The 20,518-nt window shown below is 68.3% G+C and carries 19 protein-coding genes; 9 read left to right on the forward strand and 10 right to left on the reverse strand.

Features of this window, described 5'->3' with window-relative positions; all coding sequences use genetic code 11:
• Positions 1-255 precede the first annotated feature (255 nt).
• Positions 256-1,455 (forward strand): MFS transporter, encoded by a 1,200-nt coding sequence (locus K8612_RS23490; protein WP_223763930.1) that lies wholly within the window; start codon positions 256-258, stop codon positions 1,453-1,455.
• A gap of 9 nt (positions 1,456-1,464) precedes the next feature.
• Here the strand turns inward: K8612_RS23490 and K8612_RS39340 are convergent, their stop codons facing one another.
• Entirely contained in the window at positions 1,465-2,838 is a 1,374-nt protein-coding gene (locus K8612_RS39340) for a metallophosphoesterase (protein ID WP_306799711.1), read from the reverse strand.
• Between the two features lie 15 nt (positions 2,839-2,853).
• On the reverse strand, positions 2,854-4,320 hold the full coding sequence (locus K8612_RS23500) for a hypothetical protein (RefSeq protein WP_223763931.1): 1,467 nt from the start codon (positions 4,318-4,320) through the stop codon (positions 2,854-2,856).
• A gap of 379 nt (positions 4,321-4,699) precedes the next feature.
• Between K8612_RS23500 and K8612_RS23505 the strand changes: the two genes are divergently transcribed.
• Together K8612_RS23505 and K8612_RS23510 are read left to right on the forward strand one after the other, a co-directional pair.
• A complete protein-coding gene (locus K8612_RS23505; RefSeq protein WP_223740160.1) occupies positions 4,700-4,897 on the forward strand; it encodes a DUF6229 family protein in 198 nt (65 codons plus the stop codon).
• Between the two features lie 116 nt (positions 4,898-5,013).
• Positions 5,014-7,857 (forward strand): type 2 lanthipeptide synthetase LanM family protein, encoded by a 2,844-nt coding sequence (locus K8612_RS23510; RefSeq protein WP_223763932.1) that lies wholly within the window; start codon positions 5,014-5,016, stop codon positions 7,855-7,857.
• A 54-nt stretch (positions 7,858-7,911) separates the two neighbouring features.
• On the opposite strand, the gene K8612_RS23515 is transcribed toward K8612_RS23510, so the two are convergent.
• Both K8612_RS23515 and K8612_RS23520 read right to left on the reverse strand, forming a co-directional pair.
• On the reverse strand, positions 7,912-9,711 hold the full coding sequence (locus tag K8612_RS23515; protein ID WP_223763933.1) for a DEAD/DEAH box helicase: 1,800 nt from the start codon (positions 9,709-9,711) through the stop codon (positions 7,912-7,914).
• Positions 9,712-9,802: 91 nt separating this feature from the next.
• Positions 9,803-10,573, reverse strand: a complete 771-nt coding sequence (locus K8612_RS23520) for a sporulation protein (protein ID WP_223763934.1) — start codon at positions 10,571-10,573, stop codon at positions 9,803-9,805.
• Positions 10,574-10,726: 153 nt separating this feature from the next.
• Between K8612_RS23520 and K8612_RS23525 the strand changes: the two genes are divergently transcribed.
• Positions 10,727-11,842 carry a Gfo/Idh/MocA family protein gene (locus K8612_RS23525; RefSeq protein WP_223763935.1) on the forward strand — a complete coding sequence of 372 codons (1,116 nt, stop codon included), beginning with the start codon at positions 10,727-10,729 and terminating at the stop codon, positions 11,840-11,842.
• A 45-nt stretch (positions 11,843-11,887) separates the two neighbouring features.
• Positions 11,888-12,295, forward strand: a complete 408-nt coding sequence (locus tag K8612_RS23530; protein ID WP_223763936.1) for a PaaI family thioesterase — start codon at positions 11,888-11,890, stop codon at positions 12,293-12,295.
• 6 nt (positions 12,296-12,301) lie between these two features.
• Here the strand turns inward: K8612_RS23530 and K8612_RS23535 are convergent, their stop codons facing one another.
• Positions 12,302-12,763, reverse strand: a complete 462-nt coding sequence (locus K8612_RS23535) for a DUF2267 domain-containing protein (protein WP_223763937.1) — start codon at positions 12,761-12,763, stop codon at positions 12,302-12,304.
• Between the two features lie 701 nt (positions 12,764-13,464).
• Here K8612_RS23535 and K8612_RS23540 point away from each other — a divergent pair.
• Together K8612_RS23540 and K8612_RS23545 are read left to right on the forward strand one after the other, a co-directional pair.
• On the forward strand, positions 13,465-13,896 hold the full coding sequence (locus tag K8612_RS23540; protein WP_223763938.1) for a hypothetical protein: 432 nt from the start codon (positions 13,465-13,467) through the stop codon (positions 13,894-13,896).
• A gap of 110 nt (positions 13,897-14,006) precedes the next feature.
• Positions 14,007-14,528, forward strand: a complete 522-nt coding sequence (locus K8612_RS23545) for a hypothetical protein (RefSeq protein WP_223763939.1) — start codon at positions 14,007-14,009, stop codon at positions 14,526-14,528.
• 17 nt (positions 14,529-14,545) lie between these two features.
• On the opposite strand, the gene K8612_RS23550 is transcribed toward K8612_RS23545, so the two are convergent.
• The 3 genes from K8612_RS23550 to K8612_RS23560 form a co-directional block, all read right to left on the reverse strand.
• Positions 14,546-15,118 carry a hypothetical protein gene (locus K8612_RS23550; protein WP_223763940.1) on the reverse strand — a complete coding sequence of 191 codons (573 nt, stop codon included), beginning with the start codon at positions 15,116-15,118 and terminating at the stop codon, positions 14,546-14,548.
• A complete protein-coding gene (locus tag K8612_RS23555) occupies positions 15,115-16,023 on the reverse strand; it encodes a viperin family antiviral radical SAM protein (protein WP_223763941.1) in 909 nt (302 codons plus the stop codon). The genes K8612_RS23550 and K8612_RS23555 overlap by 4 nt, the downstream gene beginning before the upstream one ends.
• An 81-nt stretch (positions 16,024-16,104) precedes the next feature.
• Entirely contained in the window at positions 16,105-17,406 is a 1,302-nt protein-coding gene (locus K8612_RS23560; protein ID WP_223763942.1) for a sigma-70 family RNA polymerase sigma factor, read from the reverse strand.
• Between the two features lie 586 nt (positions 17,407-17,992).
• On the opposite strand from K8612_RS23560, the gene K8612_RS23565 reads away from it, so the two are divergent.
• On the forward strand, positions 17,993-18,322 hold the full coding sequence (locus K8612_RS23565; RefSeq protein ID WP_223763943.1) for a hypothetical protein: 330 nt from the start codon (positions 17,993-17,995) through the stop codon (positions 18,320-18,322).
• 2 nt (positions 18,323-18,324) lie between these two features.
• Positions 18,325-18,675, forward strand: coding sequence for a DUF2019 domain-containing protein (locus K8612_RS23570; protein WP_255672106.1), 351 nt, complete (start codon positions 18,325-18,327; stop codon positions 18,673-18,675).
• A 104-nt stretch (positions 18,676-18,779) separates the two neighbouring features.
• On the opposite strand, the gene K8612_RS23575 is transcribed toward K8612_RS23570, so the two are convergent.
• Positions 18,780-19,469 carry an MAE_28990/MAE_18760 family HEPN-like nuclease gene (locus tag K8612_RS23575; RefSeq protein ID WP_223763945.1) on the reverse strand — a complete coding sequence of 230 codons (690 nt, stop codon included), beginning with the start codon at positions 19,467-19,469 and terminating at the stop codon, positions 18,780-18,782.
• The gene (locus K8612_RS23580; RefSeq protein ID WP_223763946.1) at positions 19,466-20,509 is read right to left on the reverse strand and encodes a DUF262 domain-containing protein; all 1,044 of its coding nucleotides are present in this window, start codon (positions 20,507-20,509) and stop codon (positions 19,466-19,468) included. The genes K8612_RS23575 and K8612_RS23580 overlap by 4 nt, the downstream gene beginning before the upstream one ends.
• Positions 20,510-20,518: the final 9 nt, after the last annotated feature.

A 20,518-nucleotide genomic window follows, 5' to 3' on the forward strand; every position in this document is an offset into this window, starting at 1 on the left:
GGGCTTCTTCTTGCGATGTCACCCCACCTCTATGCGGCTCGTAGGACTGCTTATTCCGCGCAGACCTCCAGTCGGACAGGTTTTCTGCGGTCCGCTCCCGGCGGGGCGTCCCGGCTGGGTTCTTTCCTTCTCATGCCTGAAGACTCCATGGTCGAGAGCTTCGGGCCTGCCACGGGTGTCAAGGTCAAGACCCCGGTGGGAAATGTGACGGGGTTGTCCCCACGGGATGCCGGGCCGCGATCTACGGTGCGCCGCGTGAGCCCGTCTTCGCCCGTGCCCCGTCCGCGTCCCGCGCTTCTCACGCTTGCCTACCTGGCGTTCGTCAGCCTGGGGTTGCCGGACGCGGTGCTCGGGGTCGCGTGGCCTTCACTGCGAAGCACGTTCGGCCTGTCGCAGGCGGCGATGGGCTCCATCCTGGCGACGGCCGCGGTCGCCTACTTCATCTCCGGGTTGTTCGCGGGCCGGCTGATGCGCGCGATGAATCTGGGGCTGCTGCTGGCGCTGAGCACCGGCTCCGTGGCGCTGGGGCTCACGGGCTACGCCACGGTGCCCCTGTTCGTGCTGTTCCTCGCCGCCGCGTGCTTCATCGGCTTCGGTTCGGGCGCCATCGACTCCGCGCTCAACAACTACGCGGCCCAGAACTTCGGTCCCAAGCACATGAGCTGGCTGCACGCCGCCTACAGTGTGGGCGCCGCGATGGGCCCGGTGTTGATGACCGCGCTGCTCGCTCGGGGCGCGCATTGGAGGACCGGCTATGCCGTCCTCGCCGGGGTCCTGGGGACGCTGGCGCTGACGTTCCTGGTGATGCGCCGTTCGTGGGACGCGCCGGTGGGAGCGCCGGGCGAGGAGCCTCGTGCGGAGGTGCCCACCGCTTCCGCGATGGAGGCCGTGCGCCGGCCCCGCGTGTGGCTGCAGATCTTCACGTTCTTCTTCTACACGGGCGTGGAGGTGACGGCGGGCCAGTGGAGCTTCACCGTGCTCACCGAAGGCCGGGGCCTGCACACCGCCGCCGCGGGCACCTGCGTGAGCCTCTACTGGGGCAGCCTGCTGGTGGGCCGCGTCCTCTCCGGCTTCGTCGTCGAACACATCGGGCCCGTGCGGATGCTGCGCGCGAGCACCGTGCTGGCCGTGGCGGGCGCGGCCCTGTTCGCGCTCCCCTCCGTGCCGCCCGCGCTGGGGCTCGCGCTGCTGGGGTTGGCGCTGGCGCCCATCTTCCCGGCCCTGATGTCGGAGACGCCGCGCCGCGTGGGGCTGGACGTCTCCGCGCACGCGGTGGGCTTCCAGGTCAGCGCGGCGACGACGGGCGTCGCGGCGCTGCCCAGCCTCGCGGGTGTCATCGCGGAGCGCTGGGGCCTTCAGTTCATCGCCCCGTACATGCTCGGGGTGGCCGTGGTGCTGGCCCTGCTGCACGGGGGGCTGTCCGCCGTGGCGGACCGTCCCCAGCTCTCCCGCTGAGCGCGGACCTCAGCTCCCGGCCGGGAGCTCCGCGCTGCGCAGCGTCTTCGGGCCCTGAGCCGTCCACTGCGCCAGCCGCAGCGTCGCGCCCTTCGCTGAAACGTGGGGCTCCACCTCCACGAAGGTGAAGCGCTGCTCCAGCTTCGCGTGCTTCTGCTTCGCCGGCTCCAGCGACGGATTGAGCTGGAGCTCCGCGAGGTACTCGCCCCATTCCTCGTCGGAGGCCTCCGGGGCGGGCAGCCGCAGCAGGGAGATCCACGTGCCGGTGTTGGCGTAGAGGGGGCCTTCGCCCTCGTGCCAGCGGGCCGCGTGCGTGTGGCCCATTACCACCGCCTGCGGGTTGTACTTCCTGCCCAGCCGCGCGGTCTCCGCGAGCTCATCCTTTCCGGGCTCCAAGGCGAAGTAGTCCGTGCCGGTCCTGCCCGCGACCGAGCGGTGCAGCCGGGCGTAGAACGCGAACCCCGCCTTGGCCAGCTTCAGCCGGGCACGGCCCAGGGCCTCCGGGTTGTCGAAGGCGTTGAGCTTCTCCGGGTCGAGCGCCGACAGCAGCGCGTCCACCTCGTCGTCCTTCAGGTCCACCCGCGCCAGGCTGCGCGCCAGGCGCGCGTCCGCGTCCGAAGCCCCCACCGCGTCCATCGGTTCGAGCGCGAAGGCCGGCGCGAGGCCCCGGTTCTCCAGCAGGCGCCGGATGAGCGTGAGCGTCCCCGCGTTGAACAGGACCCTGAGCGCGTCAGGCTTCACGCCGAGCGCCACCATCACCGCGCCCTCGAAGTCCGGCTTGAGCAGGTCCATGTACCGCATCCGGTGCTGGTGCTTGAGCGGGTTGAGCAGCGTCTTCACCAGCACCGAGCCCGGCGGATAGCGGAAGCGGTCCGCCCGCTCGGCCGACAGGAGCGACGCGTAGTCGATGCGGTTCGCCACGTCGGTGTGCTCGCCGTGGGTGACGAGCACGCGTGAGCCGCCGACCTCCAGTTGCAAAGGCGCCGTGCCGTCCCGGAACTCCAGCCGCGAAGCGATCTCCCCGGGCTGTCCCAGCGCGGAGCGGATCACCTCCTGGACGTCCGGCAGCGCCAGCTCCAGGTCGTGGTTGCCCACCACCATCGTCGCCCGCCCCCCCGAGGCCAGCACCCGCCCGAGCGCCTTCAACGCGGGCGCCGTCTGCGCGGACGTCACCAGCGCGCGGGCCTGCTCCAGCGTCCGCTGGGGATCCACCGCCAGCGGGTCGTCGTTGAGCAGGAAGTCGAAGCTGTCCCCGTTGAGGACGACGTGGGTGGGCGTGCGGGTGAAGGAGTCGAAGAGGGCGGGCAGTTCGGCGGCGCCCGCGAAGATGTCGTAGGGGCCGCCGTTGCCGAGGTGGAGATCGCTGAGAATGAGCGTTCGCATGGGTCGATGCTCCTTTCAGGGAAGCGCCTGCAGGTCGTTGTGCCGGATGCTCGCGGCGGGATCGCCGAGCACCACGTAGTTGCGAGCGTCGTTGCGTTCGATCCACCGGTGCAGCAGCTCGCGCGGCGCGAGCTTGCCGTTGGACGTGTTGGCGTCCAGGTGGGTCAGCAGGATGTTGTTGGCGGCGGAGAACCGGTCGCGGAAGTCCTTCAGCGCGTGGCCCACCGGCATGCCGCTCATGATCTTCCAGAGCGTGTTGCGGAACGGGTGGGTGGTCGTCTGGGTCATCTGCAGGGGCTTGATGGAGAAGCCCCAGGCCCGCTCCACGTGGCCGATGACCGCCAGCGCGCCGCCGTTGGGATGGGCCAGCAGCCGCCGGGGCAGGGCCGCGACGAAGGGCGCGCTCGCGAGCGCTTCGCCGCCGCGGGAGGCCGTGAGCGGGAACTCGTCCTGCGCGGGCGTCCCCATGCCGAAGCAGGCGAAGAAGAACGCAACCAGGCCGTGCAGCCGCGCGTCGTCCTGGATGTCCGACGCCGCCACGTAGTGCGCGGGGGCCATCGCGCCAAAGCCCGCCCAGTCCTGGCTCAGCAGCGCGCCCTGCTTGGCGAGCTGGAGCGGGTCATTCGCCTTGAAGCCCACGCCATGGGACGCGGTGAAGAGGACCGCCGGGCGCACGTCCCGGCCGTGGAGCGCGGCCAGCAGCCACTCGCGGGTCGCGTCGTCCTCGATGGCGTCCCGGCTGACGAAGCGGACCTTCGCGGCGATCGTCTTCGCCGGCTGGGGAGGCTGATCCAGCGGCGCGCCGCGGGCCAGCGTCGCGACGAGGCTGTCCGCGCTGAGCTCCGTGGAGCGGTCCCCGGGGTGCTTGGGTCCCCACCAGCTCACCTGCCGGTGATTGGGCACGGAGGTGCCTGTTTCATACGCCACCACGCTGTCCGCGTAGCGCGCGTACTCCGCGGGCGTGTCGAAGGAGAGCCGCCCCACGGCGTACGACAGGGAGAGCGAGTGCTGCACGTCGAAGGGGATGACGTCAGGCCCGCCGACGAGCAGGAGGTAGTAGGGGACGACCGTCGGCTCCACGTCGCCGATGGGCGCCCCGTGCCGCTCCAGGAACTGATGCGCCGTCTCACCGGGCTGGTAGGTGAGCACGTGGCACCGGTCCGCTTCCTCCACGCGCTCGCGCCGGTGGGCGAGGAGCGGCTCCAGGCTCTTGCGGAGCTCGTCGGAGGCGGACGCGGCGAACACCACGCCCCAGCCGGACTTCGTGTAGTCCTCCGGCGGCGCGTCGGGCGGCAGGCCGAAGCTCAGCCGCATGGGGAGGAGTTCGAGCCACTTCCTCCACGCCGCGAAGGCCTCGCCCCGAGGCTCCGCCACCTCCGCGGCCGCGGGCAACGCGACGGGCGGCACCAGGTACTGCCCGGTGACGCCATCAATCCCGTTGAAGACCAGCGGGTCCTCCGGGTTGGTGATGGAGCGCTCCACGTTCACCTCCTCCCCGCCATCCTAGGCGTCCCCGCCGACCTGGAAAGAGCGGTCAGGGGCCCGGCTGTCCGGCCCCCGGCGTTCGGGGAGGCGGGTGTCGCGTGGCGGGCTCGCGCTGCGACCCGGAGGCAGCCCTGTCACCTGGTCCACGGTCTCCTCGTCCTCCTGGACAGGGGCCTGTCTGATTCATGGGGGCAATCCCTTACGCCCCATTCGAGCCTCGCTGGACTTGTGGCGTGCAAGCGCAAGTCGCGATGAAATGTATTTGTTTGGCCCGGTGCGTCTGGCATTGCGGGGCGTGTCTGTGTTCACGTTCGCTCCGCGTCCGGCGCACATGGCACCCCTCGCCATGCGGGTCCGGCCGCAAGGGAGAGCACTCATGACGATGAAGGCCTCGGTCCAGGATGTCGTGCAGGGCTGGCTGTCCGGTGATGAGGAGTCCCATGGCCTGACGAACCCGGCGGGCCCGGTGTTCGTGGGAGGTCAGCGCACGGAGCAGGCGCTCACGGAGTCCAACCTCGTGGAGAACACGGGCTGCAGCAGCTGCAGCGCCTCCACCACCGGCTTCTGCTGTTGATCCATCGCGGACCCCCGTCCGCATGAATCTCCCCTCCGGCGCCGTGCGCGGTGCCGGAGGGTCTTCCGTCTTTCCCACCCCCAGGGAGCCCCCTCATGGTCCACGAGGAAGCGTCGATGGCTGCCGAGGTCCCTCCCGAGGGATGGCTCGCGCGCCCCGTGAACGTCCTGCTGGCGCCGCATCTGGACTCGCTCGCGGAGCGGCTGTCCCGGATGGAGGGCCTCTCCCCGGCGGAGCGCGGCGTGGTGGAGGCCGCGGCCCGGGAGACGCTGGGCTTCAGCGCCCAGCTCAAGCTCAACCGCGTGCTCCTCCTGGAGCTGCACGCCGCGTCGCTGGAGGGACGGCTCGACGCCGCGGACTCCCCGGGGCGGTGGGCCCGGTTCCTGGAGATGGCCTGCGCCTCCGACTTCCACGCGCACCTGCGCGGACGCTACCCGCCGCTCCTGGACCGGCTGGCGACGCTGGGCCGGCTCCAGACCCAGGCGGTGCTGCGGCTGGCGGAGCGGTTCGTCGCGGACCGGGAGTCGCTGACGGACCTGCCCGGGCGTCCTCGCGGCGCGCTGAAGCGCCTGAGGTTGGGGGAGGGGGATGCCCACCGGGGCGGCCAGACGGTGGCGCTGCTGGACCTGGAGGCGGGCACGGTGCTCTACAAGCCCCGCTGCATGCGCGTGGATCGCGCGCTGGAGGGCCTGCTCGCGCGCGTGCTGGCACCGGACGCCGAAGCCACGCGGATCCGCGTGCCAGCCGTGCTGGTGCGCGCGGGCTATGGCTGGGCGGAGTTCGTGGAGCACCGCTTCTGCACGAGCGAAGCCGAGCTCGCGCGCTTCTACCGGAACCTGGGCCACTGGCTCGCGGTGATGCGCCTGCTGGGCGGCACGGACCTGCACTCGGAGAACCTCATCGCGCACGGGCCGGTGCCCGTGGTGGTGGACGTGGAGAGCCTCTTCGCCCCGGATCCGCCCGTGCCTCCGGCGGAGCGCGGGCTCGCGGTGGACCTGGCCGCCAAGGCCATCCGTGGCACCGTCCTGCGCACGGGCCTGCTCCCCGTGCGCAGCGAGGGCCCGGGCCTGGGCGGCCTGGACATCTCCGCGGCGGGGTCGCTCCCGGGGCAGCAGCCGCGCGTCCCGGCGCCGCTCATCGTCGGCGGCGGCACGGACCGCGCCCGCCTGGGCATGACGTTGCTGGAGCGCCCGCACGCGAAGAACCACCCCAGCCCGGACCCCGTGCTCGCGCGGCACTGGGACCAGGTCGTGGAGGGCTTCCACGAGGTGACCGCGCGGATGAAGGCGCTGGACGCGTACGGGGGGCTGCGCCCGCTGCTGGAGCCGTTCACGGGCGCGGTGGTCCGGCGCATCCTGCGGCCCACGCAGACGTACGCGGAGCTGCTGCGCATGCTCTGGCACCCGGCCTCGCTGTACGACGCGCCCAAGGCCCACGCCCGGGCGAGGGAGGTGCTGCGCAAGAATGCCGGCGTGTCCCCCGGCGCGCCCTCCGCGACGCCCGTCATCGACGAGGAGCTCGCGGACCTGTGCGTGGGCGACATCCCCGTGTTCACCCAGCCCGTGACCCGCAGGATGCTCGACGCCACGATGGAGGCGTGGCGCTCGGTGGACGAATCCCTGGAGGAGATGACCATCCAGAGCACGTTGATCAGCGCCTACCTCAACGAGAAGACCGTGCCTCCGCGCGTCCCCGCGCCGGCCACGCCCGCGCGCCGCGAGCGCCTGGACGCGCGGCGCCGGGCCCAGCTCTCCAAGCTGGTCCGCCGCGTGAGCGACGCGGCCGTGCGGGGACCTGACGGGACGGCGACGTGGATCAGCCCGGTGCTCGCCGAGTACGGCTGGGCGGTGCGGCCGCTCTCCGCCGAGCACTACAGCGGGCAGGGCGGCGTCGCGGTGGTGCTGGCCCAGTACCTGCGCGAGGTCCACCACGGCCGCGCGGACGCGGTGGAGGGGCTGCCCGAGCTGCTGGACGGCACGCTCGCGGTGCTGCGCGCCACGGAGGACCGCGTGCCGGTGAAGTCCCCGGGGGGCTTCGCCGGGCTCGCGTCGCAGGTGTGGATCTGGTCCACGCTGCACGACCTGGGCACCTTCCCCGGCGCGCTGGACCGGGCTCGCGAGCGCGCGGCGGCGCTGACGCCCCAGGTGCTGGACGCGGACGGGCTGCTGGAGGTGCTGGGCGGCGCGGCGGGCGTCATCGTCCCGCTGCTCAACCTGGTGGACCAGACGGGGGACCCGAGGTGGCTGGAGCTGGCGGCGCACGCGGGGCGGCGGCTGGAGGACACGGCGCGGAGCGTGGCGGGGGACGCGCGGTGGTCCACGTCGATGTTCCCGGAGCCCCTGGGCGGCTTCGCGCACGGCACGGCGGGCATCGCCTGGGCGCTGGCCCGGCTGGGCCTGAGCGCGGCGGGGACGGCGGCGGACCGGCGGCGGTGGCGCAGCCTGGCCGAGCGCGCCTTCGACTTCGTGGACGGGCTCTACCGGCAGGACCTGGGCAACTGGACGGACCTGCGCCGCCCGGACGCGACGGATCAACTGACGAGCTGGTGCCACGGGAGCACGGGCATCGGCCTGGCCGCGGCGGACCTCTTCGCGCGCACGGGGATGCCGCGCTACCAGGACCTGTTCCAGCGGGCCCGCGCCGCGGCCGTGCGCGAGGGCTTCGGCTGGACCCACACCCTGTGCCACGGCGACCTGGGGGTGTGGGAGCTGCTGGAGACGGCGCGGCGCCTGGGCTCGGAGCCGCTCGGGCCGGACCGGGAGACGCTGGACGCGGAGCTCATCTCCGGGCTGGAGGCGCGCGGCCCGGTGGCGGGGCTTGCCCGGGACGCCTTCTCCCCCGGCCTGATGGCGGGGCTGGGCGGCGTCATCCACACGCTCCTGCGCATGCACCCGGAGAGCCGGCTCGCGTCGCCGCTGCTGCTGGGGCGCGCGGGGGACATGGACCCGGAAGCGCCCTGATGCGGGTGCCGCACCAGCCCGCCGTGACAGCGGGCCGGTGACGCCGCCGGGACGTCAGTCGCGGGTGTCGCGGCGCACGGTGACCTTGCGGCCGCGCAGCGTGGAGCCCTTCAGCGCGGAGATGATGCGCGCGGCGTCCGGCTCCGGCACCTCCACGATGGAGTACATGTCCGCGATGTGGATCGCGCCGATCCGCGAGGAGTCGAGCCCCGCCTCGCCCGCGATGGCGCCCACCAGGTCCGCGGGCCGCATGCCCGCGGTGCGGCCCGCGCCGATGAACAGGCGCGTGACGTTCCACTCCGGCGCGCGCTGGGGACGCGCGGGGGCCCGCTCGGATCGTTCGCCGCGCTCGGCGCGCTCTCCGCGCTCGGCCCGGTCGGCGGTGCGGGAGCCTCGCGACGGGCGCTCAGCGCCGCGGTCGGCGAAGCGGCCCGGAGGCCCGGAGCGCTCGGCGCGCGGGAACTTGCGCTCCGCCGGCGCCGACACCTGGGGAATCTCCTGCTCGGCGGTGTCCTTGCCCTCGTCCTCCTTCTCCTGGAGGAGCTTGATGGCGGCGGCGGCCACGTCCATGACGCTGAACTCGCCGGACAGGTCCTCCGCGATGCCGCGGAACGCGTCCAGCTCCCCGGCCACCAGCGCCTCGCGCAGCGACGAGCGGATCATCTCCAGCCGGCGCGCGCGCAGGTCCGACACGGTGGGGACCGCGGAGACCTCGATGCGCTGGCCGGTGAGCCGCTCGATGTTGCGCAGGAGCCGGTGCTCGCGGGGCTCCAGCAGGGTGATGGCCACGCCCTCGCGGCCCGCGCGGCCCGTGCGGCCGATGCGGTGCACGTAGGCCTCCGGCGCGTTGGGCACGTCGAAGTTCACCACGTGCGTCAGCCGGGGGATGTCCAGGCCTCGCGCCGCGACGTCCGTGGCGATGAGCAGGTCCGCCGCCTGCGACTTGAACTGCTTGATGACGCGGTCGCGCTGCTCCTGGCTCATGCCGCCGTGCAGCGCGTGCGCGCGCCAGCCCCGGCCGTTGAGGGACGTGGTGAGTTCATCCACTTCCGTGCGGGTGCGGCAGAACACGATGGCGGCGGTGGGGGACTCCAGGTCCAGCACGCGCCCCAGCGTGGCGATCTTGAACGCGCGCGGCACGATGTAGGCCGTCTGCCGGACGCGCGGCATCTCCCCGGCCTCCAGCTTCTCCTTCGCGATGCGCACGCGCACCGGCTCGTGCAGGTGGCGCTCCGCGATGCTGGCGATGCGCGGGGGCAGGGTGGCGGAGAAGAGCGCCGTCTGCCGCTGCTCGGGCGTCTCCGAGAGGATGGCCTCCAGGTCGTCCGCGAAGCCCATGTCGAGCATCTCGTCCGCTTCGTCCAGGACCACGGTCTGCACCTGGTCCAGCTTCAGCGTCTTGCGGCGCAGGTGATCCAGCGCGCGGCCCGGCGTGGCGACGATGACGTCCACGCCGCGCTTGAGCACGCGCAACTGCCGGCCGATCTCCTGGCCGCCGTAGAGCGGGAGCACGCTGACGCCCAGCTTCTGGCCGTAGCGGTGGATGGCCTCGGACACCTGCATGGCCAGCTCGCGCGTGGGCACGAGCACCAGCGCGGAGGTGCCGTGCGGCGCGGCGGCGCCGGGCTTCAGGTGCTGGAGGAGCGGAAGCGAGAACGCGGCCGTCTTGCCGGTGCCCGTGGCGGCGATGCCCAGCAGGTCCTTCTGGGCCAGCAGCGGCGGGAGCGCGGCGGCCTGGATGGGAGTGGGCTCTTCGTAGCCGAGCGTCGTCAACGCCTCGACGAGCTCGGGCTTGAGCCCGAGGGCGTCGAAGGTGGGGGTTTCGGGGGCAGCGGGAGGCGGGGGAGCTTTCACACGGCGGCTTGTACCACTTCCGCGCCCGGGAGGAGGACTGGGGACGTCAGGTGCGTCCAGGCCTTTACGAAGGGCCGGGCCTTCCGGGCTTTTACGTCCCTTCGCGGAGGTGTGGGGTCAACAGCGCAGCGACGGCCCCTGCCCCCGAGGACAGGTCCGCGTGGGACAGCACCAGCCGCCGCCGCCGGCCGCCGTCCAGCGCCGTGCCCTCCAGGAGGGACGTGAGGCCCCGGGGGCCGCGGTCCAGGTCGAGGACCAGCTCCAGCGTCTCTTCCCCGGGGAAGGGCAGCAGGGCGAGCGAGCGCGGCGGGCCGCTCCACTCCGGGCCGGCGTGGAACTCCAGCTCCTGCACGAAGGGCTCGTCGCGGCCGAGGGGCGGGCCGGCCTCGCAGTAGGAGTTGTGCCACTGGAAGCCCAGGTGCTGCACGGCTTCGAGCACGGTCTGGAGGGACGGGTGGGGCAGGACGTGGACGCGGTCGCTGTCCTCGGGGTTGAGGGCGTTGTCGATGTCGAGCGCCGTCTTGATCCACACGGGCGTGCCGCGTTCGGTGGTGGGCGTGTGGGCGGGGATGCGCAGGGAGAAGGGGATCTCCCGCTCCTCGCGGGGCTGGAGGGTGAAGGGGTTGGAGACGCGCCAGGTGCGAACGACGGCGTTGAGCGCGCTGAGGCGGTCGTTGTCGCGCTGGAGGTACTGCGCCATCAGGTGAAGTTCGATGCGGTCGATGCGCTGGGGTGTGTGGCCGCCCTGGACGTGGACGAGTCCGCGCAGGTCGCCGCCCGCGCGCACGGTGTCGTGTTCCAGGCGGGTGTCCACGCGCGCGCTGCCGATGCCAAGGCGGGCGAGCATCTTCATGAAGGGCATGGGGGACGGCATAGGCCGGATGCGCGCCGCGCGAAAGCCTGGGTGTCTGGCTGCCTGCCCGTCATGCGGCCCCTGCACCGCAGGGACGGGCGCGGCTTGCTGGCTGGCCCGGCGCGTCACCAGCGTAGAGGCTCACCACGGGAGAGGTGCGTCATGGCGCAGGAGACATCCAGGCGGGTGCGGTACGCGGTGGTGGGGGCGGGCAACCTCGCGCAGGTGGCCATCCTGCCGGCGTTCCAGCACGCGGTGGAGAACTCCGAGCTGGTGGCCATCATCTCCTCCGACAGGGCGAAGCGGGCCGCGCTCCAGGAGCGGTACGGCGTGGAGCACGTGGGGGGCTACGAGAACTTCGAGCAGGTGTTGCGCGACTCGAAGGCGGACGCGGTCTACATCGTGCTGCCCAACACGATGCACCGGTCCTTCACGGAGCGGGCGGCCCGCGTCGGGGTGCACGTCCTCTGCGAGAAGCCGATGGCGACGTCGGTGGACGACTGCGAGGCGATGATCCGCGCCACGAACGAGAACGACGTGAAGCTGATGGTCGCCTACCGGCTCCATTTTGAAGAGGCGAACCTCCGCGCCATCGAGCTGGTGCGTTCAGGGCGGCTGGGGGACCCGCTGGTGTTCACGGGGACGCTGACGCAGCAGGTGCGCGAAGGGGACATCCGCACGCGAGTGGACGTGGGAGGCGGGGCGCTGCTGGACGAGGGGCCGTATCCCATCAACGCCGCGCGCTACCTCTTCCGCGACGAGCCGCGCGAGGTGTTCGCCTTCACGGGAGGAGGCCGGGACGGGCGCTTCCACGGCGTGGACGCCTCCGCGTTCGCGCTGATGCGCTTCCCGAACGGGAGGGTGGCGCAGTTCGCCATCAGCCACGAGGCCTCGGCGGTGTCGAGCTACCGGGTGGTGGGCACGGAGGGGGACCTGCTGGTGAAGCACGGCTTCGGCTACGGCACGGACATCCAGCACGAGCTGACGGTGGGAGGGGAGACGGAGACGCGGACGTTCAAGAACAGCGACCAGTTCGCGCCGGAGCTCATCTACTTCTCCAAGTGCGTCCTGGAGGACAGGGATCCGGAGCCCAACGGCATCGAAGGCCTGGCGGACGTGCGCGTCATCGTCGCGTTGCAGGAGTCCGCGCGCACGGCGAAGCCGGTGAAGCTGGCCCCGTTCGAGAAGCCGAAGCGCCCCACGCTGGAGCAGCTCATCGTCAAACCCCCCGTGGAGCCGCCCGAACCGGTGAACGCGCCGGCTCCGGCGGAGGGGTAGATTGCAGGGGTTGAGGGCTGCGTCCATCGATGTTCTGGTGGACGCATGGATGACCTTCAGGCGTTCGCTCAGCAGGTGTTCGCGTCGCAGCCCTTCAGCCAGTTCATTGGCGCGCAGCTCGCCAGCTCCGGACCTGGAAGCGCGGAGCTGCGGCTGCTCATCGTGGACCACCTGAAGCAGCAGCACGGCTTCGTCCACGGGGGCGTGCTCAGCTACCTGGCGGACAACGCCATCACGTTCGCCGGGGGCCTGGCGCTGGGCGGCAACGCGCTGACCTCCGAGTACAAGATCAACTACCTGAAGCCCGCCGTGGGCTCGCTGCTCATCGCGCGGGCCCAGGCGAAGGCCGCCGGCAAGCGGCAGGCCGTGTGTCAGTGTGAGGTCTTCGCCGTGAAGGATGGCGCGGAGACGCTGTGCGCCCTGGCGCAGGGCACGGTGGTCTCCGCGGCCTGAGCCGCCTCACATGGGGCGCGCCCACAGTTCGCGGATGTCTGTTGGCAGCTCGCCCGCGATGTCGTCGCTCTCACCCTCGGAGATCTGCGCCTGGACGGCGCTGAAGACCGCGCGGACGATGGACTCCGCGTCGTCCGCGTCCACGGCCAGGTCCGTGGCGACCATCGCCAGCATCTCCTCCCGGCCGAACTTGTGGGGCGGCGGTCCGGACTCGTGGCGGTCGCACCGCACCAGGAGCTCGCGCAGCTTGTGCGGCAACTGGGCCTCCAGGTCGTTGTCCTCCTCGCCGAAGAGGCGCTGCTCCAGCACGCACAGCACGGAGAAGGCGGCTTGCTGGGCGGCCTGCTCGCTCTCGAACTGGCCTACGTCGCGCAGGTACCTGAGGAAGGCCTTGTAGGTCTGCGACGTGCGGGACTCGTGGCGCATGCGGCGGCGCTCGTCGAGCGGGATGTCCGTCCTGCGGTGCATGGGGCTTCCTGCCTGCTGCCCGGTGCCAGGGATGTCTTGCGCTGCCATGTCTGGTTCCTCGTTCCTCGGAGTGGGGTCCGACCCCAAAGCTGAAGCGCTCGCGAATCCAGAGGAAGGCACGCGCCGCCCTGCGAGCCGCCCGCTTCCCGCAGGCGGGGGCTGACGGGGAGCGCCTGCTCCCACTTCCCGTCATCGCTCGTTGCAACGGCGCGCGCATGTCCGAACCGTGAAGAGAGGGGCCGCATGGTGCGGTCACCCTGTCCAGTGAGGTGTCGTCATGCGTGAGAGTTTTCGTCCCAGGGGAGCGGCGCTGCGCAGCGCCGCCCGGAGGATCGCGATGCGGAGGGCCGACGAACCGGGCACCCCCTTGATTGAGATCATCACGGAGGCAGCCCGCCACTACGACCTCTCGCCCAGTGAGGAGCAGATGCTGCTGGCGGATCTGCTGCCCGGGAGTGTGGAGGCGTCCCCGCCCTGACGCGACGTGGGGATGTCTGTCATTGAAGGGAGGCTCGTGAGTCGGGCCTGACCACGATTGGCGGTAGGAGATTCAAGCCTGACTCAGGAGGGGGAGTGAGCCGGGCGAGAATTTTCCTCGCAATCCGTTGCATGGCTGTCCAAGCGTTGGATGTCTGGACAAGGCTCCCTGGGATCGCTTAACTGATTCTGGGGAAGCGATTCCCCTTCCTTGGGGGCTGTCCATGAAAAGCTTGACGGTGGTGGCTGCGTTCGCGGTGTCGGCGCTGGGCATGGGTTCCGCGCACGCGGCGACTCTGACGTTCACGGTGCAGAACAAGATCACGACCAGCGCGATCACCACTTCCTACTTCAACGGCTGTGGCTCCGTCATTCCGGCGCTGAGCTCGGTGGCTGCCAACTCGACGTCCGGGGTGCACCAGACCGACTGTGGCCAGAACTCCGCAGTGGCCTTCGACTACACGAGCGGCAGCAAGACCTGTCGCTTCTACATGAGCAGCCTCTGGACACCGCCCAATCCGATCCTGGGGACGTCCGGCTACTGGACGCCGAGTGGTTCGGCCACGTCGCGGGGCAGCACCACCGCCACGTGCAAGACGACGCTGGTCGGGCTGGGCTCGAACGGCAGCTACACCTGGGCCCTGTCGATGCAGTGACGCGCCGGCGCTGACCTGGGAGCCGTCCTGCCTGCGCGGTGGGGCGGCTCCTTGTGTTTGACGAGGGGCGGGCTGGAAAGCGCGTCAGGCCCTGGAGTAGATGGGCGCCCATGAACCTCCTTCGACTGTCGTTTGTTGGCGTTGGCGTGGCGTTCCTGGTGGCGGGCTGCGGGGGCCGCCGGAGCCACGGCAAGGTGGACTTCTCCCAGATGGGACCGTCCATCAACTCCAAGCGCTACGCGAACCTGGAGAAGATCGCCGCCCGGGATCTCCAGTGCCAGGAGGCGCTGACGCCGCAGTACCTGGGTGAGAACCAGTACCGGATGATCGGCTGCAACACCGAGGGCGTCTACGAGCTGCGCTGCATCATGGGACAGTGCGCCTGGATTCCGGACGTGAGGCTCCGCGCCGAGTTCGACATGGGCTGCGGGAAGGCGGAGCTCCAGGCGTCCAAGCTGGACCGCGTCACCACGGGCGTCGTGGGCTGCGGGAAGCGCGCGACGTACCGGCTGCTCGGGGCGCGGTATGGCTATTCGTGGACCCTGAATTCGCCTGTGATCCAGGATGAGACGCCCGCGCCGGCTCCGGCACCCGCTCCCGCGGACGAAGTGCCGGTGCCGACGACGCTGTGAGCGAAGCCCGGATGCCTTCAAGGGGCCGGCGCGCTGACGGCCCCTTCCAGCATGCGTTTCACGGTGAGGTACAGGGCCTCGGGTGAGCCGTCATTCCTCAAGACGGCGTCGAATGAACTCCGGTCGAGCCCCAGGAGTTCCCTCTCCGTGGCGTGATGCGACAATGCACCGGGAGCGCCCGCGCCGGGCCTTTCAATCAGCCAGATGGTGGCTCCCAGCTCCCGAGCGGCCCGCCATTCCGCCTGGGTCCGCAAGTCCGTGCAGACGACACGTCCTCCCGCGCGGCGGATGGCTTCGACTCGCATCCGGAAGGGCCGCAGCCAGACCTCGGGATCCAGCTCCAGGCATGCCTGGCCGAACCGCTGGTAGAGCTCCCGGGGCGCGCGGCCGAACCGGGGATCCACCTCGTTGCGGCGCTCCCCCCAGAGCTGCGTGGGATCGAGTTGGAGCAGGCCCATCAGCGCCGCCTTGATGGGGTCCGCGAGCGCGACCCGCTCGAACCCATACTGTTTCGCCAGGAAGCCGCCCAGCGTGTCCTTGCCCGCGCCGGAGACTCCCGCGAGGCACACCAGGCTGGAGGCCGGGTTCATGACTCACCTCCGAACGCGTAGAAACCGTCTCGACCGACGAAGCGATCGATGGAGAACTGGACCTGGGACCACGCGGCATCCAGGCCATGCTGGAGGATGGGGGCGCTGTAGCGATGGCCTCCCTGGACGTTGTCGAAGAATCGGCCCGCCGGATCGACCATCGCGTAGCTGCCACGCATGTCTTCGTTGTCTTCGGGCACCAGGACGATGCCGTCATGCTCCAGGCCGCGATGGCGGGCGACGAACGCGTCGAAGTCCTCCCTGGGGCAGAACAGAGGTTCCACCTTGCCGGTGTTCTGTCCCTCGACGCTGAGGACGCGCAGCAGCTTCCAGCGCTCAGGCCGCAACTCCCGGAGGAACGCCGTCTGGTCCTCACCCGCGTTCAGGTTCGTGACGACCGTGTTCACCTTGAGGCGCATTCCCGCCGCGCGGATCCGCTCCGCGAGCGTCAGGTAGTGCTCGACCGGCAGCGCCTTGCCGTGGACGGCCCTCCCGAGCGCGGCGTGCGTCTGGGGTGACATGCTGTCGATGCTGAGCGTCACCCAATCCATCACGCCGTGGAGGCGCGCGAGGGTGTCCGCATCCAGGCGGCTGCCATTGGTCACCAGCATCGTGGTGGCCCCCCGCGCCTTGGCGGCCGCCACGAGCTCCGGCAACCACGGGCAGAGCAGGGGCTCGCCTCCCGCGAAGGTGATCTTCTGGAAGCGGAGCGCCAACAGCTCCACGAGCTTCAGCGCCTCCTGCTTGGGAAGGTGCCCCTTGGGGAGCACGTCCTTGCGGACATCCTGGAAGGTGGCGAAGCAGAACCGGCAACGCATGTTGCACGGCTCCCACAGGTGGAAGTTGACCGAGGGCGGCATCACCTGGGCGGTGGCCGGGGACGGCGTGGCGGACAGCGAGTGCATGAAGCCTCCAGAAACCGCCCGTGTCGGGCAGTCTGGTGCTCCACTTCCTTCAGCGAATTAAGTGTGACCGAAAATCGTAAGTCACTGACATTGCTGGAGAAAAATCGTCCGTAATTGATCCCGGGCGCGCTGGGTCCGCTTGCGGACGGCGTCGGGAAGGAGCCCGAGCCGGATGCCGATCTCGTCGTCGGACAGCTCCTCGAAGTAGCGCATCTCGAGGACCTCACGATGCTTCTCCGGGAGCGCACAGAGCGCATTGCGTAGGGCCAGGTGGGACTCGTACTGGATGAACTGGTCGTCAGGCCTGATCGTGCACTGGGGCTCATGGGACTCGTCGATGGGGCACGAGCGGATGACGCGGCCAAAGCGCTTCATGGCTCCGTACTGGACCGAGCGGAGGAAGAACTGCTCGAACTCGTCTGGCGGGCGCTTCCTCAGGCAGATGTTCAGGAGGATGGAGTGCACGAGGTCCTCCGCATCGGAGGTGCCGACCAGTGCCTGCGCGATTCGACGAGCCTTGTTCATCATTTCCCGCTGGTGGAATTGCTTCTCCAGGCAGGCTCGCGTGTTGAGGGTGGCCGCGGAATCAGCGGAGTCCGTGAAGGAAGCCGCGGTGATGTCTCCGTACCCCTCCGCTGGCTGCGCGTAGACAGGCGCGCGTCTTGAGGACTGTGCGGCAAGGAGCGCCTGCCGCGAGCACTCCCAGGACAATGAATCACAGCGGGCCGGACGCGCGGAGGCCACGGTCTGGGCGCGGGCCGGGAGTGCCTCCGCGAGCGAGTCCACGCTGGGGATCAGCCCCGTGGCCGCGAGCGCCGCCAGGGTCAATCCCCCAGCTCCGAAGGGCGAGGCCCGGGCGAGCCGCCAGGAGAGCCGGAGGAGCCCGACGCTCAATTGAACCAGCCGCACGCTGAGGGCGATGGTCGTCCAGACCGAGAAGGTGATGACAATCGCGCCGGACAGCACGGGGAGGGCAACGCGCTCGCCCGCATCGGGAATGGCCCACCAGCACGCCAGGAACAGCAGGAGCCACAGCAAGTCCCAGGGCGAGCGCAGGAGGAGGGGAGGAGGGCCCTCCCTGCCAGCCAGACGCCGGTATCCATTCCATGCGCTGATGGCCGCGAAGGTGAGCAAGGCCATGCCCAGGAAGATGACGGCGAGTTGGGCCGTCCCCTCGAAGATGCCTGGCGAGAGCGCCCCCATCCGCTCAAGGCCTACCGCCGCGAGCGCGAAGGCCATGAGCCCGGTGGCGCCGATGCCCACGAAGACACCGGGGATGACGACCCTGACGGAGAAGATGGCCAACGCCAGCGCGACCACCACCAACTGCCAGCTCGCGGTCCGCCGGGGTGGTGGCGGTCCGGACTCCCCCTGCTGCGTCATGCGGCCTTCCTTCTGGGAACGACGGCCGCATCGTACGGACTTGCTTGGCGCAAGGGAATGCGTCTGCTCATGCTGCCTGAGTGAAGAGTCGCGGGTGTGATTCCGAAGGTCGACTGGGCTGGGGATTCACCTCCGCGTCACGTTGTACTTCGGCTTTCGCGTCCCTGGAGACTGCGTCATCCTCTGGTCGCGCCTCTGCCTGGACGTGTGTTGGAGTCCTCCACCTGGCGATAAGCTCCTCCCCAATGTCGAAGGCAGTCATGGCGAATCGCCTGGTAGTCTCCGTCCTGGTGCTCTCGCTGCTCGGCGCGTGCGCGAGCCGCCCCGTGCTCCGACTGGACTCGGGGCAGGGGCGCTCTATCGAGTACGTGCAGCGCGGCCCCGCCAGGGCGGTGGTGGTCGGGGTGAACGCATTCGAGGAGGCGCTCTCTGCTTGGGGCCTTGAGTTCCCGCTTTCAATTCGCACAGAGGGGCAACCCTGGTTGGTTCGTGCCGCCTATCCGGCCAGCACGTCTGGCGCGAGCTGGCGACCTCTGATGCGCAGGAGCTTCGGAGGCATTTGTCGCACGAGCCTGGAGAGCGAAGGTTGCCTGTCGCTCCTCACCGACGTTTCGTCCTTGGCTCGGCGGAAGACGGAAATCAGTGGCACCACATCGTTGAGCAAACACCGGGCAACGTGAATCGGTTTGGGCCCGAGGCTCTTCACAACACAGAAAACGTCATTCAACTGGATCAAGGCCAAGGCCTGCACAAGCGGCTGAGCGGTTTCTATTCATCGATTCAACAAGAAATCACCGGCTCGCGGATCCAGACGGTGAGACAGTGGTTGAGCACGCAGTCCTTCGAGGCTCAGCGCGATTTCGGCCTGCGAGCCATCGAGAAGATCCAGAAGCGAATCTGGGGAGTCTGGAAGTGACGATGGAAAAGCTAGTAGAGGCGTTCGCCCTGCATGCGGCATCCCAGAATGATGCGGTCCGGCAGGGGGATGCGAAGACGGCGAACAAGCACGCCAAGAAAGTGAATGAGACTTTCGACAAGCTGTGTGCGCACGGGAACGCGGGTCGGGATGCGCTCGCGGCCCTGTTCCTTCATCCGCGCATGGACGTCCGGGTCAAGGCGGCGGCCTTCCTCCTCCGCCATCGAACGGATGAATCCAAGGCCGTCCTCAACGAGGCTGCTCAAGGGCAGGACCTGGTTGCTTTCGCTGCCTCCGAGGCTTTGAAGCGCTGGGCGGAAGGAACCTGGGCGCTGGATCCTGGGTATGGATAGATCGATTAGGGCGCTTGAGCGCCAGAACGAACTGACTCCGCCCGTCCGTAAATGATGCGCGGTGCTGTTAGTGTGGCAAGACAAGGCAGTCTCGAAATTTCAGCCTAAGGGTAGGCCGATCTTTGATCTTGACGGATGAATTCGCGATGTTTCAGGTATAACTCAAAACAGTCAAATATGTGCTCAACGACAGCCACGACTGCCTGGAAGCGAATTTCCAAATCAGGTGAGCGCCGCCCGGCGACTGCTTGGACTGGGCTTTCCCTTCCATGTGCGACGGCATTTCGCTTGTCGGCAATCTCGTCGATATATTGCTTAAGGCGAATATCGGGAACAGGAAGGGAAGACAATCCCAGGCAATCAAAAAGCGCAAGAAGGGTTTTATACCAGATGTTTTGAAGATCCTTGGCAAAGACAAGTGGATTTATTGCGCAAGCGCTCGGCGACAATTGGGTGCGAATTAGCTCAAGTCTCTTCTCCCAGCGACCCTTCTTGATCTCTCCAAGAGACGTGAAGACTCCATCAAGGGCGATGGAATGCATGCTCGGGATAAAATCGCTGTACCTGACGTTGAGTTGCGAAATATGTTGGAGCACGGCCTGGGTTGCGCTGTTTACGCAATGCTCAAGGACGCCATAAAGATGGACAAAGAATAAGCCCCTTAGGATTGCAACCTCAGCCGGATCTGGCGTTTGGATGTCTGTGCTCTCTAGTCTTTTGATTACTTCAAGAGTTGCTCTGACCTCCTGCAGTCGAGCATACGTCTCCTGTCTATGGGTCGAAAGGAGCGTCACAGGGCGTCTCGAACAAACTCAATGCGGCCTGCAACCATCTTGCGGCTATTGGTTGCGCCCGTTGTTAGTTTTTGTAGCTTCGGATCGTTTAATAGCCGCGCTACTTTGCGAGGAGCTTTCCCTGACTTAATGCAGAGTGCCACTCCTACTGAGATGGCTTCATAGAGATTGATGGGGGTAACGCGCCTGTTGCCGCGAGCAATTCCATTGGGAAGTTCCTTTCGCAGATATTGGAAAGTCTTCTTGAATAGCTGGATGTCTAGATTTGATGGCGCATTGTTGATGTTCTTTTTCATGTAATCATTGAGGAATCCTTTGACGCTGTGTTCGAAGTCTTGATATGCGTTGAGGTAGGCGAAAAACCTCAACACCAGCTCTTCGCGCGTGCCATTTTTTTCATCTGCCGGCTGAAGGTTGGTGACGGAGACGAAGTCGTTGGTTGTGGAAAGTGTCTTGATACTGTCGTTGAATATCCCTCTGTACACGCAATTTCTGATTTCCTGGGCGGAGAGAATGATTCCGCCTGTGTTTAGACGCTCAAATAGGTCGAATCGTACATTTGAGTCACTCTTGTCATTCAGCACGGTCACGCGAAGAGGGCGTGTTCCGAACATCAATTGCAGTGTCGAGGGTAGGTCCTGGTAAAACATTCCCTGCATTGCTGGTATTTTCTCAAGCTCTGTGATTCGCAATGGCTCCGATCTATTGATTTTGGTGAGCAGCGATGGTGTTCCAACGAAGTGTGCTACAGTGCCGAGTCGCTGGACTCCATCTACAATTTCCCATGTGGAGTCGTTGTTTGTTGCCATGAAAAGACTCGGCACTGGAATTCCCAGGAATAGCGACTCAATCAACTGGGACTGTCGATTGACATCCCACAGGAATTGACGCTGATATTCTGGAGGGATTTTGATGTTGTCTGTTTCAAACATCTCAACTAGTTGTCGAACGCTAATGTCGTAGCTGTCGAAGGAGACAAGTCTTCGCTCCTTCTGGATTTGCTCTTGAAGCTGAGTGATTTTGGCGGTTTGATTTGTCATGGTTGGGCT

This window comes from Corallococcus sp. AS-1-6 (assembly GCF_020037015.1).
GTDB lineage: Bacteria > Myxococcota > Myxococcia > Myxococcales > Myxococcaceae > Corallococcus.

Coding starts and splice junctions, on each gene's coding strand:
- K8612_RS39340 (WP_306799711.1), bottom strand. CDS start 2,838: ATGCGAACGCTCATTCTCAGCGATCTCCACCTCGGCAACGGCGGCCCC.
- K8612_RS23505 (WP_223740160.1), top strand. CDS start 4,700: ATGACGATGAAGGCCTCGGTCCAGGATGTCGTGCAGGGCTGGCTGTCC.
- K8612_RS23510 (WP_223763932.1), top strand. CDS start 5,014: ATGGCTGCCGAGGTCCCTCCCGAGGGATGGCTCGCGCGCCCCGTGAAC.
- K8612_RS23520 (WP_223763934.1), bottom strand. CDS start 10,573: ATGCCCTTCATGAAGATGCTCGCCCGCCTTGGCATCGGCAGCGCGCGC.
- K8612_RS23525 (WP_223763935.1), top strand. CDS start 10,727: ATGGCGCAGGAGACATCCAGGCGGGTGCGGTACGCGGTGGTGGGGGCG.
- K8612_RS23530 (WP_223763936.1), top strand. CDS start 11,888: ATGGATGACCTTCAGGCGTTCGCTCAGCAGGTGTTCGCGTCGCAGCCC.
- K8612_RS23535 (WP_223763937.1), bottom strand. CDS start 12,763: ATGCACCGCAGGACGGACATCCCGCTCGACGAGCGCCGCCGCATGCGC.
- K8612_RS23540 (WP_223763938.1), top strand. CDS start 13,465: ATGAAAAGCTTGACGGTGGTGGCTGCGTTCGCGGTGTCGGCGCTGGGC.
- K8612_RS23545 (WP_223763939.1), top strand. CDS start 14,007: ATGAACCTCCTTCGACTGTCGTTTGTTGGCGTTGGCGTGGCGTTCCTG.
- K8612_RS23550 (WP_223763940.1), bottom strand. CDS start 15,118: ATGAACCCGGCCTCCAGCCTGGTGTGCCTCGCGGGAGTCTCCGGCGCG.
- K8612_RS23555 (WP_223763941.1), bottom strand. CDS start 16,023: ATGCACTCGCTGTCCGCCACGCCGTCCCCGGCCACCGCCCAGGTGATG.
- K8612_RS23560 (WP_223763942.1), bottom strand. CDS start 17,406: ATGACGCAGCAGGGGGAGTCCGGACCGCCACCACCCCGGCGGACCGCG.
- K8612_RS23570 (WP_255672106.1), top strand. CDS start 18,325: ATGGAAAAGCTAGTAGAGGCGTTCGCCCTGCATGCGGCATCCCAGAAT.
- K8612_RS23580 (WP_223763946.1), bottom strand. CDS start 20,509: ATGACAAATCAAACCGCCAAAATCACTCAGCTTCAAGAGCAAATCCAG.